At 61.0% G+C, this 13,087-nt stretch carries 15 protein-coding genes; 10 read left to right on the top strand and 5 right to left on the bottom strand.

All coding sequences use genetic code 11. The features are described from left to right. Window positions 1–161: 161 nt before the first annotated feature. The 6 genes from NKI95_RS07710 (at window position 162) to NKI95_RS07735 (ending at window position 4,120) form a co-directional block, all read left to right on the top strand. Entirely contained in the window at window positions 162–1,397 is a 1,236-nt protein-coding gene (locus tag NKI95_RS07710; protein ID WP_352715537.1) for a pilus assembly protein TadG-related protein, read from the top strand. 5 nt (window positions 1,398–1,402) lie between these two features. Further along, complete coding sequence (locus NKI95_RS07715) at window positions 1,403–1,843, top strand: TadE/TadG family type IV pilus assembly protein (RefSeq protein WP_352715540.1); 441 nt, start codon at window positions 1,403–1,405, stop codon at window positions 1,841–1,843. Beyond that, a complete protein-coding gene (locus NKI95_RS07720; RefSeq protein ID WP_352464943.1) occupies window positions 1,833–2,237 on the top strand; it encodes a TadE/TadG family type IV pilus assembly protein in 405 nt (134 codons plus the stop codon). Before NKI95_RS07715 ends, NKI95_RS07720 begins: the two co-directional genes overlap by 11 nt. Window positions 2,238–2,405: 168 nt before the next feature. After that, window positions 2,406–3,287, top strand: coding sequence for a YihY/virulence factor BrkB family protein (locus NKI95_RS07725; protein WP_352715541.1), 882 nt, complete (start codon window positions 2,406–2,408; stop codon window positions 3,285–3,287). Continuing rightward, window positions 3,284–3,514 carry an SDR family oxidoreductase gene (locus NKI95_RS07730; protein ID WP_352715544.1) on the top strand — a complete coding sequence of 77 codons (231 nt, stop codon included), beginning with the start codon at window positions 3,284–3,286 and terminating at the stop codon, window positions 3,512–3,514. Before NKI95_RS07725 ends, NKI95_RS07730 begins: the two co-directional genes overlap by 4 nt. A 102-nt stretch (window positions 3,515–3,616) precedes the next feature. Further along, window positions 3,617–4,120 (top strand): DUF2314 domain-containing protein, encoded by a 504-nt coding sequence (locus tag NKI95_RS07735; RefSeq protein ID WP_352715546.1) that lies wholly within the window; start codon window positions 3,617–3,619, stop codon window positions 4,118–4,120. 70 nt (window positions 4,121–4,190) lie between these two features. Here the strand turns inward: NKI95_RS07735 and NKI95_RS07740 are convergent, their stop codons facing one another. From NKI95_RS07740 to NKI95_RS07760, 5 genes are all read right to left on the bottom strand, one after another. Then, entirely contained in the window at window positions 4,191–4,952 is a 762-nt protein-coding gene (locus NKI95_RS07740) for a glutamine amidotransferase (RefSeq protein ID WP_352715548.1), read from the bottom strand. 84 nt (window positions 4,953–5,036) lie between these two features. Beyond that, window positions 5,037–6,038, bottom strand: a complete 1,002-nt coding sequence (locus NKI95_RS07745; protein ID WP_352508640.1) for a rhamnose ABC transporter substrate-binding protein — start codon at window positions 6,036–6,038, stop codon at window positions 5,037–5,039. A 46-nt stretch (window positions 6,039–6,084) separates the two neighbouring features. Continuing rightward, the gene (locus NKI95_RS07750) at window positions 6,085–6,537 is read right to left on the bottom strand and encodes an ABC transporter permease (protein WP_352715843.1); all 453 of its coding nucleotides are present in this window, start codon (window positions 6,535–6,537) and stop codon (window positions 6,085–6,087) included. Next, on the bottom strand, window positions 6,459–7,073 hold the full coding sequence (locus NKI95_RS07755) for an ABC transporter permease (RefSeq protein ID WP_352715551.1): 615 nt from the start codon (window positions 7,071–7,073) through the stop codon (window positions 6,459–6,461). Before NKI95_RS07755 ends, NKI95_RS07750 begins: the two co-directional genes overlap by 79 nt. After that, the gene (locus NKI95_RS07760) at window positions 7,070–9,637 is read right to left on the bottom strand and encodes an ATP-binding cassette domain-containing protein (RefSeq protein WP_352715554.1); all 2,568 of its coding nucleotides are present in this window, start codon (window positions 9,635–9,637) and stop codon (window positions 7,070–7,072) included. The genes NKI95_RS07755 and NKI95_RS07760 overlap by 4 nt, the downstream gene beginning before the upstream one ends. A 196-nt stretch (window positions 9,638–9,833) precedes the next feature. Between NKI95_RS07760 and NKI95_RS07765 the strand changes: the two genes are divergently transcribed. From NKI95_RS07765 to NKI95_RS07780, 4 genes are all read left to right on the top strand, one after another. Then, window positions 9,834–11,117, top strand: a complete 1,284-nt coding sequence (locus tag NKI95_RS07765; protein WP_352715556.1) for an ROK family transcriptional regulator — start codon at window positions 9,834–9,836, stop codon at window positions 11,115–11,117. Window positions 11,118–11,308: 191 nt separating this feature from the next. After that, a complete protein-coding gene (locus tag NKI95_RS07770) occupies window positions 11,309–11,509 on the top strand; it encodes a CsbD family protein (RefSeq protein WP_352715558.1) in 201 nt (66 codons plus the stop codon). 526 nt (window positions 11,510–12,035) lie between these two features. Beyond that, a complete protein-coding gene (locus tag NKI95_RS07775; protein ID WP_352715561.1) occupies window positions 12,036–12,563 on the top strand; it encodes a hypothetical protein in 528 nt (175 codons plus the stop codon). A 246-nt stretch (window positions 12,564–12,809) separates the two neighbouring features. Beyond that, on the top strand, window positions 12,810–13,085 hold the full coding sequence (locus NKI95_RS07780; protein WP_352715562.1) for a hypothetical protein: 276 nt from the start codon (window positions 12,810–12,812) through the stop codon (window positions 13,083–13,085). Window positions 13,086–13,087 lie beyond the last annotated feature (2 nt).

Consider the following 13,087-nt stretch of genomic DNA (forward strand, 5'->3'; position numbering starts at 1 on the left):
TATGAAGACATGCACCCGGCCGAAGGACTAACGAGGGTCCTGTGGCGCCAAAGGCTCGCGTTGAAGCGGCGGAACGGACCGTTAAGCCCGGATGGACCGCAGCCAAGAAATGTACGGAAATTCTTAGTCATTCTTTTATGCAATCCTGCTTTAATAGGAAAATGGACTGGCGTGCCCGCATTTTTAGGTGTTTTTTCCGCGCTATGCGACCGATCGGCGAGAGCGGCAACGTTGCTACTATTTTTGCTCTGTCTTTGCCGATTGTCGTCGGCGGTGCGGGCCTCGGTATCGAGACTTCCTATTGGTATTACAGCAGCCTGAAGCTACAAGCGGTGGCGGATGCGGCGGCCTATGCTGGCGCTTTGGAAAAGGTTTCGGGATCCGACACGCCAAAGATTGTCTCCGCAGCGACAGCGTCAGCGACCACGAACGGCTGGGGACCGTCAGTAGGTACAATAGAGGTCTTCTCGCCTCCGTCAGCCGGTCCAAATGTCGGAAAAAAGGCGGTTGAGGTAGTCGTTCATCAGAACCTCGATCGGTTCTTTACGTCGATATTCACGCAAAACGCAGTTGGCGCACAAGCAAGGGCGGTGGCTCTTATTACGGATGCTTCAAAAGCCTGCATCTTGACGGTCGATCCTTCCGCTTCGAAAGCGGTGCTCTTTTCCGGCAGTTCGACCACAAAACTGACAGGCTGCTCTGTCATGTCGAATTCGATAGCTCCGGACGCCATCAAACTTCAGGGATCGGCAAGCCTTGATGTCGATTGCCTGATATCGGCAGGCGGTGTTTCGTTGAGCAACGTCGTGAAGACCGTTTGCGCCAGCCTGATAACTCAGGCGCTGCCCGCTGCTGATCCTTTTGCCGACCTGCCGGCGCCGCCGGCCATGAACCCTTGTCAAAACGGCAATCAGTCAACCTTGCAACCTGGAACATACTGCAAGGGGCTCAGCTTGAGCGGCAATGTAACCCTCTCGCCCGGCATATACGTCATTGAGGGAGGCGATTTCAAAGCGAGCTCGAATGCAAATATTTCCGGCGAGGATGTCGTCATTTATCTGGCCGGTACCTCCGGCGTTAGCATGAACGGCACGGCGACCGTCAAGCTCAGCGCACCGACGTCGGGCACCTATTCGGGTGTGCTGTTCTATGGCGACAGAGCCAACCTGGCGGGATCCAACACGTTTAATGGCACGGCGGATTCGCTATTGACCGGCGCTCTGTATTTTCCAACACAGGACGTCAATTATCTCGGCAATTTCTCGGGCAAAGGTGGTTGCACACAGGTCGTCGCCAATACCGTGCAATGGTCCGGCAACGCAAACATCATTCAGGATTGCACGAGCCTTGGAATGCGAGACATTCCGGCCACGCAAACCCTTCAGCTTGTCGAGTAGTTTTCATGGATCGGCTACAAGTCCGGATGTTCCGGAGTGATTCGGGTGTTGCCGCGGTAGAGTTTGCGCTGGTTCTGCCCATCCTTTGCCTGGTACTTCTTGGCATCATCGACGGCTGGTCTTTTGTCTCGAGCGCATTGTCGATGCGTGCAGGCGTCAAAACCGCGGCAAACCTCGTGATGCAAGGAGCAGTCGAGGATACGACTATCCAAGCTGTCGCTCTTTCGAGCTGGGAAAACCATCCTGATGGCGCGCAGGTGGCAGTGAGCCGGAAATACATGTGCGGGAACATCGTGGCCGATCCATCGATCCTGTGCGACACTTTGAAAGCCCCCTCGGTCTTCCTCGTAATACAGGCGACAGCCACCTGGTCACCGCCCTTCAGTTTTGGCGCGTTTTCCTTCTCGCGCGAACTCAGTCATCAACAGGTGATTCGTGTCCGCTAAGTCGAGAGCTTTCACGGGGGATGCATCAGGCGGAGCTGCGTTAGAGTTCGCGCTGATCGCGCCTTTTCTGATAATGCTTTTGATCGGCATCTTTGCATTCGGCTGGGCTCTGAATGCTATGTCGAGTGTTCGGTACACGCTGGAAACGTCGTCACGTGCGCTGCAAATGAAGAACTCGCTGACGCAGGCCCAGATCCAAGCCATTGCCACGGAAAAATTACTGGATTTGGGATTGAAAGACGTCGAGGTGACAATAGCAATCGACGCCCCCAGCGGCGGCTTTCGCATGGCACATCTGACCGCCCAATATGCGTTCGTAATCGAGTTCCCGTATTTCGACCGATATCCGATAAATTATCAGACAACCGTCACAGTTCCCCTGATTGCATCGTGAGCACGTCCTGGCCAGTCGAGCGGCACCTTTCGATGTTCGCTGCGCGTCGCCTTTATAGGCGATCGCCTTGTACAGCGTGCCGTTGCCGGCTTTGTTCCGGCCGAGCCCCCACCCCTCGCCCAGCGCTGCGCCGCCGCTACTTGTTAGTGACAGGCATGCGAGGCCCACATGTGGATTTTGGCAGCAGAGGGCTGGAGGCTTCTCAAGCAGAGCGTCCTCAGCTTCATCGAAGACAATGCGCTGAGCCATGGGGCGGCGATAGCGTTTTATGCCACGACCTCGCTTGCGCCGATCCTGCTCATCGTTGTCGCTATCGCCGGCATGGCCTTCGGGCACGAGGCGGCGCAACTCGCGCTTTCGGCACAGATCGCCGGCCTGATGGGGCCACAAAGTGCCGAGCTGCTGCAGGCGACGATCGAAAACGCTTCGCAGAAGGAAGCGGGAACCCTTGCCAGCATTCTGGGGCTGGTCACGCTGTTCGTTGCCGCATCCGGCGTGTTCGGCGAAATGCAGCTGGCGCTGAACGAAATCTGGAAAGTCAAACCGAGCGGGGCAACGATTTCACGGCTGGTGCGGGCACGCATTGCAAGCCTGGGCCTGGTCGCCGCCCTCGGCTTTCTGCTGTTGGTGTCGCTGGTTGTGAGCGCCGCGATTTCGGCGCTCGGAGACGTCATCAACGCCTATCTGCCGTTCGGCACCATCATCCTGAGCGCCATCAACGGGATCGTCTCGTTTGCCCTGATCGCGCTGCTGTTTGCCGCGATCTACAAGGTGCTGCCCGACCGCAGCCTGCAATGGCGCGATGTCGGCCTCGGTGCGGTGGTCACCGGGTTTCTGTTCACCATCGGCAAGTCGCTGATTGGCTGGTATATCGGAACCAGCGCCATCTCGTCGTCATACGGCGCGGCCGGCGCCCTGCTCGTCGTGCTGTTATGGGTCTATTATTCGGCCGAGATATTTCTGCTGGGCGCCGAATTCACGCGAGCCTATTCGGTTCGACACGGCAGCCGGCCCGATTTGAAGAACAAGGTGGAATTGCATGACAAATGAGTTCACGCCGAAATTCGACCTGGCCGGCGAGGTGGTGCTGGTCACCGGCGCCTCGCGCGGCAGCGGCGGCGCCTGCGCACTCGCCTGCATGTGCTGGCCACATCCCGCACGGCCGCATCGGCGACCCGATCGACGTCGCGGGCACCGTGGTGTTCCTCGCCTCGCCGGCGGCGTCACTAATCACTGGCGCGAGTATATTGGTGGATGGCGGTTGGTCGGTAGCGTGATAGGGCTCTTTGGCTGGCAGTGCGACACCACCTCGCGAGTGCCGTCTCCCCACACCGGGAAGAAGCGCGCGGACTTCGCAAGGTTAGTCCAAGAGGTCTTTTATGAGCGAAAAATCTCAATCGAACGGTGAATTCGACGAACCGCGGAATGAGCCACTCTTCACGGCTATCTCGCAGACAGACCCCGCCTTCCTAGCAGCTTACGATCGCGCGCTTGCGAGTGTGCCGACATTTGTCGAACATATCGAGGGAAATGCAGATGCCTTCTGTTCCGCGAAGCTTCGGTTTCGCGATCCCGACGAGTCCGAACGTCTTGGGGAGGACCACTTTGTTTTCCTTTGGCTTGCCGCAGTGCATTATCATGCTGAGGAGCGGCTATTTTCGGGTACGTTTTTCGAGGTGCCGCCCGAGCTTCAGAAATGGCATCAGGTTGGACAGCGGCTTGCATTTGAAGGCGACGATATTTTCGATTGGATGGTTCTCGACGCGGGGCACTTGCAGGGGGGATTCACATTGCGCGTAACCCGAGACAAGCTTCCTGAGAAAGATCGTGGCTCATACGATCGATACATCGGGGTTTCGGTCTATGAGCCACTGCCGTCCTGATTCAACGCATGCTTGATGGCCTGGTCTTTCCTTGGAGGATTGGGCAACCGCACTGGTCAAACCAGCTTTCTCATTCATTGCCGGCGAGCCAACGGACCATGTTCCCCATCAGTCTTCCGTAGAACGGCCATCCGAGGAAATCCTGCGAGAGCCAATGCGGGCCGATATCGGTTGCCCAGGCAATCGTGCGGCCACGGCCGTGGCTGCCGACGGCAAGGAGGGGCCAGTCGGTGCCGCGATGGTGGCAGGTCGCCAGAAGCCAAGACGGGCCGTCGTGCCTGAATTCCAGCTTGTTCATGCCGAGGATGGGCGGCAATGGCCCCTCCACCCCGGAAAAAATCGGATGTGACGACTGCAGGATGGAGGCCTGCAGGCCTTGCGGCACCTCCATGCCGTCGCAGTAGGGTAGGCAACGGACCGGCAGAACGTCCTCGACCGGAGTGTCGTGGAACCGCGCCGTCCCGAACATGCCCTGAAAGCCCATGTAACCGCCGGCCAGCATCAGCCCGCCGCCAGCTTCGACATAGGCCTTGAGCACATCGAGGCGGTTGACGCCGACACGCCCGGCGCGGGCATCCGGCGTCACCAGCAATGTCAGGGCGCCGACGTCGGAGATCACCACCGCCTGATATTGGGCGAGCGCATCGAGGTCATAGGGAAACTCCGCGCCGCAACGCTCGCCGCCGATCTGCGTGACCGCGATGCCCTCATCGGCCATCGCGGCGTTGAAGGCCGTCGCGCCATTTGTCGAGGTCGCACTTGTAAGCACATCGCTACCGATGGCGACCGAGGTCGTCGCCGCAAAGGTTTCGCCTGCAAGCAATATCTTCATTGCCGCCCCGCACTGTTTTAATTCGAGAGGTTTTAGGAAGGGCGCCGGATGGACGGCGCCCCCTAGAACTCAAGCTCTATAGGATCAGAATTTGAACTCGGCCAGATTTTCGGGGGTCACGATCTTGGCCGGACCAAGGATCAGTTCGCCGCCGGCGCCAATCGTGTATTCGCCGAGCCTGCCGGCCGTGAACTTCTCACCCTCCTTGCCGGTGATCTTGCACTGCGCAAGCGCCTGGGCCGTCTGGTAGGTAAGATAGCCAAGATCGGTGACGTTCCACCAGATATCCTGAGCCGCCCCGTCCTTGATGTATTTCGAGATCAGAGTGGCCGGCGCGAGGCCGGTCAGCTTGACCTTGCCGATCATGCCCGCCTCCTCGAGTGCACGCGCGGCCGCTGGAAGGCCGATGCCTGCCGGGACGATGATCACCTTGAGATCGGGAAAAGCCTGGACCAGCGCCAATGCCTGCTGCTGGTTGATCTGTTCGCTTTCTTCGCCATAAGCCACCTGCACCAGCTTCATCTTGGAGAACTTCGGCTCGGCCGCCATCTTCGCCTTCATGAAGTCGATCCAGGCGTTCTGGTTGGTCGCCGTCGGCGTCGACGACAGGATCGCGAATTCGCCTTCACCGCCGCTGAGGGCGAATGCACTTTCCAGCATCATTTCTGCCAGACTGTCGCCCTTGACCTGATTGACAAACACCGCGCGGGCATCGGCGGCCACATCGGAGTCATACGAAATCACCCTGACGCCCTGCTGAACGGCGCGCTTCAGCGCCGGCGCGACGGCATTGGCGTCGTTGCCGGCAATTGCGATGACCCCGACCTTCTGCGACACGAGGCTGTTGATGAATTCGATCTGCGCCTCGGCGGTCGCCTGCGATGGGGCGACCTGGGTAGCGGTGCCGCCAATTTCCTTGGCCGCCTCTTGTGCGCCTCCGAAGGCCACTTTGAAGTAGGGGTCTGTGTCGAGCTTGGGCAGGAAACCGACCGTTACGGGTTCCTTGGCGCACTCCTGGCTGAAGGCCAGCGACGTTGGCGCAAGCAGAACCGCGGATGCGAGCAGGGCTAATCTAAACGCTTTCATTGTGACTCCTCCGTCAAAATTCGGGCTTGAAGGAAGGGGCCCGAGATCACCCCTTTGTCTCGCGCATTGCGCGGGATCTGCTGAGCATCTCCAGTGTGGAGCGCCAGTAATTGCCGACCAGCAGCGAACCGATCAGAAGCAGGCCGATGATCATGCCCTGCGCGTCGCCACCGATCTGGCTCAGCGCCAGCACGTTGCGGATGATGGCGATCAGGACCAGCGCCAGCATGACGCCGGTCAGGCGGCCCTTGCCGCCAAAGACGCTGACGCCGCCGAGCAGCACGATGGTGATGACATCGAGCTCCATGCCGAGCGCATTGTTGGCGCGGGCATTGGAAAGGCGCGCGGTATAGACGATGCCGGCTATCGCCGCGACGACGCCCGAGACGACGAACAGGTTCAGCACCATCCGGCGCGTGTTTATGCCGGAATAGCGCGCCACTTCGGGGCTGCCGCCGAGCGCGTAGATGCGCTTGCCGGTCGGCGTCTTCTGCAGCACGATCGCAAACACCGGCGCCAGCACCAGGAAGGGGACGATGTCCACGGTATCTCGGTGCCAGGCAGGTTGTTGATGCCGAAATCCACGACCGCGGGCGGCAGGATGTTGACCGAGCCGGTGCCGAGCAGGATATAGCCAATACCTCGATAGAGCGCCATGGTGCCGAGCGTCACAACCAACGACTGCAGTCCAAGGCCCGAGACCAGATAGCCGTTGAAGGCGCCGAGCAGTCCGCCGACGACGAGCGTCAGCGGGATTGCGGCAAGCGTCGGCACACCGGCCTGGACCAGCAAGCCAAAGACGACCGAGGTCAGCGCCAGTAGCGAGGCGATCGACAGGTCGATCTCGCGGGTAATGATGAGCAGCGTCATCGGCAGGATCAGCAATGCCTTTTCCGAGGCGCTGGCGGCCAGTTGCGAGAGATTGAAGCCGGAAACGAAATTCGGCACGAAGATAGCCGCATAGAGGAAGATGGCCACGCAAGAGGCCGCCAGCAGCAGATCCCAGAAGTCGATCGAACGGAGGAACTTTTTCATCTCGCCCTCGCCTGTCTTGCCTGCTCGGCGCGCCGCACGATGAAGGTGTCGATGCCGATGGCGACCAGGATAACCAGTCCGTAGACGCCCTGCAGCCACAGCGGGTCGACGCGCACCAGCGTCAGCCCGTTCTTGATGACGAGCAGCGTGAGGGCTCCGAGGATGATACCGAGCAATGTGCCCGAACCACCGCGGATGGCGACGCCGCCGACCACCGCCGACGCGATCACGGTGAGTTCGAAGCCGAGCGCGACGCGGGCGTCGATGGTCGCATAGCGGGATGCCCACAGCGCGCCGCACAGGCCGCCGAGCAGGCCGGCCATGCCAAAGGCCAGCAGAATGCGCCGGTCGACGGGGATGCCGATCAGACGCGCGCCGTCCGGATTGGAGCCGGCGGCGAACAGTTCGCGCCCGATGGCCGTGCGATAGAGCAGCACGTAACCCAGGCACAGGGTGACGACCGCGATGACGACGATCAGCGGCACGCCGGCGATCTTCAGGCCGGTCATGTCGAGCCAGGCTTGCGTGACTTCGTCGGCGCTGATCTGGTCGCCGGCTGCCCAGATCGAGTTGAAGCCGCGGAAGATAGACATCGAGGCCAGCGTGACTACGATCGCCGGGATCTTTCCCCTGGTGACGACGAGGCCGTTGATCAGGCCGGCGACACCACCGACGGCGCATGCGGTCATCAGGCCGATGCCGATGTCGAGCCCCGGATAGGCTTGAACCATGCTGGCCGCCATGTAAGCCGACAGGCCGATCACCGCGGCGATCGAAAGGTCGATGTTGCGGGTGATCAGCACCAGCATCTGCGCGAGTGCTGCAACCACGAGCAGGGCGGCATCCATCGACACGGCGGTCAGGTTTGCGGCGCTCACCATGCGCGGGTTGATGATGGTGACCGGGATGGCGACCGCCAGCATCGCGGCGAGCAGGCCGAACTCCCGCCGCTTCAGTATGCCGAGCGGTCCTTTTCTTGTCACCTCGCCGGCGGCGCGTTCCGCCTGTGCTGCCCGGTCTGTGCTTTCGCCGGCCTTGGTCGCTGCTTCCAGCACCTTTTCCTGGGTGGCTTCGCCCCTGGCAAATTCGGCCGTCCGATGGCCTTCGCGCAGGACGATGATGCGGTCGCACATGCCGATGAGCTCGGGCATTTCGGAGGAGATCAGGATGATGGCCATGCCCTGCGCGGCAAGGTCGGCGATCATCGCATGCACTTCCGCCTTGGTGCCGACGTCGATGCCTTGCGTCGGCTCGTCGAGGATGAGGACGCGCGGTTCGGTGCGCAGCCATTTGGCCAACACCACCTTCTGCTGGTTACCGCCGGACAGTTCCTTCACCGGCTGCGCGTAGCCGGAAAAGCGAAGCTTCATGCGCTTCAGCCAGTCCGAAACCAGATTGATCGCGCGGTCCGTTCCGTAGAAGCCGGAGCGGGCTGCCTTGTCGAGGACTGGCAGCACCGCGTTGTCGAGGATGGAAAAATCCATCACCAGGCTCTGGCCCATGCGATCTTCAGAGACATAGGCGATGCGCGCATCCATGGCGTCGCGTGCCGATGCGAAGCGCACGGCTTCGCCGTCGATCAGGATTTCGCCGGCATCGGGCTGGTCGATTCCGAACAGCACGCGCGCGATCTCGGTCCGCCCGCTGCCGACCAGGCCGCCGAGCCCGAGCACCTCTCCGGCGTGGAGCTTGAGGTCGATATTGGAAAAGCCGCCGGCATGCGAAAGCCCCTTCGCCTCCAACACCAGCGCACCGGTGGCGTGGTTTCGTTGCGGATAGAGGTCGGTCACCTCGCGGCCGACCATCATGCCGATGGCGGCGGCGCGGCCAAGCTCGGCCTTCGGCTTGACGCCGATGAGGCGCCCGTCGCGCAGCACCGCGATGCGGTCGGCGATGCGGAAAATCTCGTCCATGCGGTGGCCGACGAACATCATCGCCACGCCGTGCAGCCGCAGGTCGGCGACGACGGTGAACAGCCGCTCGACCTCGCGCTGCGACAGGGCGGCCGTCGGCTCGTCCATGATCAGCACCCGCGCGTCGAGCGACAGGGCGCGGGCGATCTCGACCAGTTGCTGTTCGGAGGTGCGCAACGTTCCGAGCCGGGTTTCGGCCGGCACGTCGAGGCCAACTGTCGCCAGCACCCTGCGTGCGCCGGCAAGCATGGCGGCGTTGTCGATGCCGCCGAAGCGGTCGCGCGGCATATGGCCGAGATAGATGTTTTCCGCCACCGAAAGATCCGGGAAAAGACCGGGATGCTGGTGCATGACCGAGATGCCGGCAGCCTGGGCGTCGTGCGGCGAATGGAAGACCACAGGCTTGCCGTCGACTTCGACATGGCCGCCGGTCGGGAGATACACGCCGGCCAGCAGCTTTACGCAGGTGCTCTTGCCGGCGCCGTTTTCGCCAAGCAGAGCCAGCACCTCGCCTGAGCGCAATTCGAAGGAGGCGTCCTTGAGGGCAATCGTGCCGCCGAAGGCCTTTGTCGCCTGAACCAAGGCAACTGGGACAGCGGCGTCGCTCTTCACCACGGCATCGGCTTCGCCTAATGCGCCCAAGTGCAGCACCCTTCCTCCCTGGTCCTGTTTTTTCAATTTGCTATATTAAATGGTTTAGCGCCGCAACTGGAAAATTGACTTCCATGGCCCCGAAGGGCACTGTCGCGCCGCGCACGGGTTCGATTGGAGTGCTCGACCCCGTGGCAGCTGCAAGGCTGCAGGCGGCTGGAGTGGCTCTGCGGGAATGAATGGGGAGGCGCGGATTTTGTCCGGAAAAGGTAGCAATTCGGTCAAAGTGCGGCATTACAACGAGCGCTTCGTGCTTGATGCCATTCGCCGCCTGAAGGAGGCATCCAAGTCCGATCTGGCGCGCGCCGCAAATCTGACGCCGGCCGCGGTCGCCACCATTGTCGACGGGCTGGAATCGTCCGGATTCGTAAAGCAAGTGGGGAAAAGGTTCGGCCAACGCGGATCGCCATCCACTCTCTACCGACTTGCACCTGAGCGTATCTACAGCGTCGGCATCAAGATCGGCCGGCGCGCGCTGGACGCCGTGCTCGTCGATTTTGCCGGCGAGGTCCGCTCTCGCGAGTCGCACGAATATCGCTTTCCGGATCCCGACATGGTGCTCAAGGCCGGCAACATGTCGCTGGCCAATTTCGACAAGCTGGTCGAGAGGCTTGGCGATGCCAGCATCGTCGGCGTCGGCATCGCCTCGCCATATTTCCTCGGCGGCTGGAGCGAAGAGCTCGGCTTTCCCGACGACCTCGGCAGCCGCTGGGAGGCAATCGATCTGACGACTTTCTTCGCCACAAAGCCGAAGACCCCGGTCTTCGTGGAAAACGACGCGTCGTCGGCCGCACTCGCCGAACTCATCCAGGGGACCGGCGCGCGGTTCCGCGACTTCATGCATATCTCGATCGACACCTTTGTCGGCGGTGGACTGGTGCAAGGCGGCAAGGTCCATACCGGGCCGCACGGCAACAGCGCCGCGCTCGGTCCTTTGCCGGTCTCGCCTTCAAGCCTCGATTCGGTGGCGGCCAAGCCGGCGCGCTACCAGAGCCTGCTGCATCGCGCTTCGATCTATGTGCTGGTCAATCATCTCAAATCGCGCGGCATCGAGATCAACCGCGTGCGCGAACTCGACCCCTTGCCGCCGGGCGCGCGCGAGCCGCTGTCCGAATGGATCGACGATTGCGCCAATGCGCTGGTCGAGGCGATCATCGCCATCACCTCCGTCATCGACATCGAGGCGATCGTTCTCGACAGCATCCTGCCGCGGCCGATCCATCTCGAGCTGCTGGCAAAGGTGCAGACCCAGTTCAACAGGATCAGCGCCATCGGCATCGTGGCCCCGGAAATCGTATCGGGACAATTCGGCCCCGAGGCTTCGCCGATCGGCGCGGCGATGCTGCCGTTCTCGGCACTGTTGGCGCCCGACAGCGGCGTGCTGATGATCGGTAAGGACAGAACAATGCTGCCGGGCAGCCTTTCGAGGCTCGCCAGCCAAAGCCAGCCAGCAAGAAGCTCGGCGACTTCAACGGGATAGGATGGCGCTGCAAGAGAGCATCAAGCTCCGGGCATCATCAATGTCAGCTCGCAGTCCGGCACGGGCACGGCGGGCTTTTTGCGCCGGCACCGGAACTTTTAGCGGCTGCTAATCTTCATTCGTAACAACATTGAAATGCCGATCGGTCCGCGCTCCGCTTCAGTACGGGCCCAGGAAGCAAGGAGGAACATATGAACTGGGATCAAATCAAGGGAAAATCGACGCAGTTCAAAGGCAAGGCGAAAGAGCAGTGGGGTGACCTCACCGACGATGATCTTGATCGCATCGAGGGCAACCGAGACCAGCTCTTGGGACGTATCCAGGAGCGATATGGCATCGCCAAGGAAGAGGCAGAGCGCCAGGTTGATAACTGGTCCAGAAGCATCAGCTGAGCCTTGGACGCAACGCCGCCTGCTACCCCACCACCGGGGTGAAACTCTGCGTCGCCTGCCGTGCCGCTGGTGCGGCGGGCGCTTTCGACCAGCGAGGCCCGCCAGGAACCTTTAGCCGCATCTAATGTTCTACTTGCGTGGTGGGCTTCGCCTCGGCGTGTGCACAGCCCGGAGACGAAGGAGTGCAATCATGAACAACATTATCTGGCTGGTCGGCGCCATTGTATCGTAATCGCCATTTTGAGCTTTTTGGGTCTTCGATAGCCTCTTAACCCTCTCCTCGACCTCTTCGATTCGGCAACGGCTCCCCTCTCGGCGCGGCCTCACTGCCCGTTGCGCTCAAGCAGGTCAGACTTAGGTCCCAAGCAAAATACTCGAGGATTGGACCGAAGCCCCGGCTGAGGAACGTAGCCCGCCGGCGCACGTTGTGGTGAGCTTTGGCGCGACGAAGATGCGTCCGGGCGGAAGAGTTCAAGCCAGGGAGGAGAGGCCCGACGCTCCGAACGAGCGTCGGGCCTGGGCGTAAATGCAAACCATCAGCAGACTGTTCAATTCCCATGCCCAGGCAGCACGTGCCGTTGCCAGGCTTCAGGCTGCCGGGATTCGTCGCCGGCAAATTAGCGTCGTCGGATCTTACAATGACAACGACGAACCGATCAGCGTTGCTGGATATTACGACGATGAGGTGAGCGTCCTCTGGCGGGGTGCGATTGCTGGTGCCGCACTTGGCGCGACGGCTGGTCTGTTGGCCGGTTTTAGCGCTTTTGGAGCTCAAGGCGTTGATCCTGCGGGGATGACCGGCATGGCCCTGGTCGGTGCGGCGTGGGGCGGCTTTGCCGGCGTGCTTCTCGGAACTTTTGCCAATTTTGCCCAGAAGCCGCGCAAGCCGAAGATCGCAGAGGGTGTCGTGCTAGTGATGGCCCGCATCGATGAAAAGCAGGCCGGCGCCGCGCATACGGTGCTTCGGAATTCCGCGGAGATGCCTGCCGGGCCGATGAAGAGGAGCGCTTTGCCAAATTCAAGCCGGCTCCGCGTCCGATCTGGTGCCCGATGAAGTTTGTTTCGCGAAACGGGAATTCAAACCGGGGGCGCCCGACGAAAGCTTGGCAAACCAACACTTTGGAAGCATGCGGGCTGCTTGCCGTCGTGCTGTCCTTTATTCTTACCGTTCTGTTGGCTGGTCTCATCCTTGGCTGAACCCATGCCCTTGCAACCGGCGACACGATGCCCGGCAACTGGCGAAGGTGTGGCCAGTTCGAAGGATTAAACCATTCGTGCTAAGCGTTAATAGCTTGTAGCCATGGGAGAGGACGCCAACGTGGACAAACGGGCTGAAGGAGACGCGGAGAAATTCGCTCGAGGCGAGTTCGAGCTCAAAGCCGAACGATATGGCGTGAACGCCTTTCTTCTCGTTGTCGAACTTGTAAATCTGCTGGAAAAGCGCGGAACGATCAGCAGCGACGACGTCGCGAAAATAGCCGAGGCCGCAGCACTTGCCGTTGCCGCATCCAGTCAACCCGACATGAACAGCATCAATCTGTTGCAGGCCATCGCTGCCGCACGCCGGCCCAAATAGGC

Source organism: Mesorhizobium sp. M0306 (assembly GCF_040321655.1).
Classification (GTDB): domain Bacteria; phylum Pseudomonadota; class Alphaproteobacteria; order Rhizobiales; family Rhizobiaceae; genus Mesorhizobium.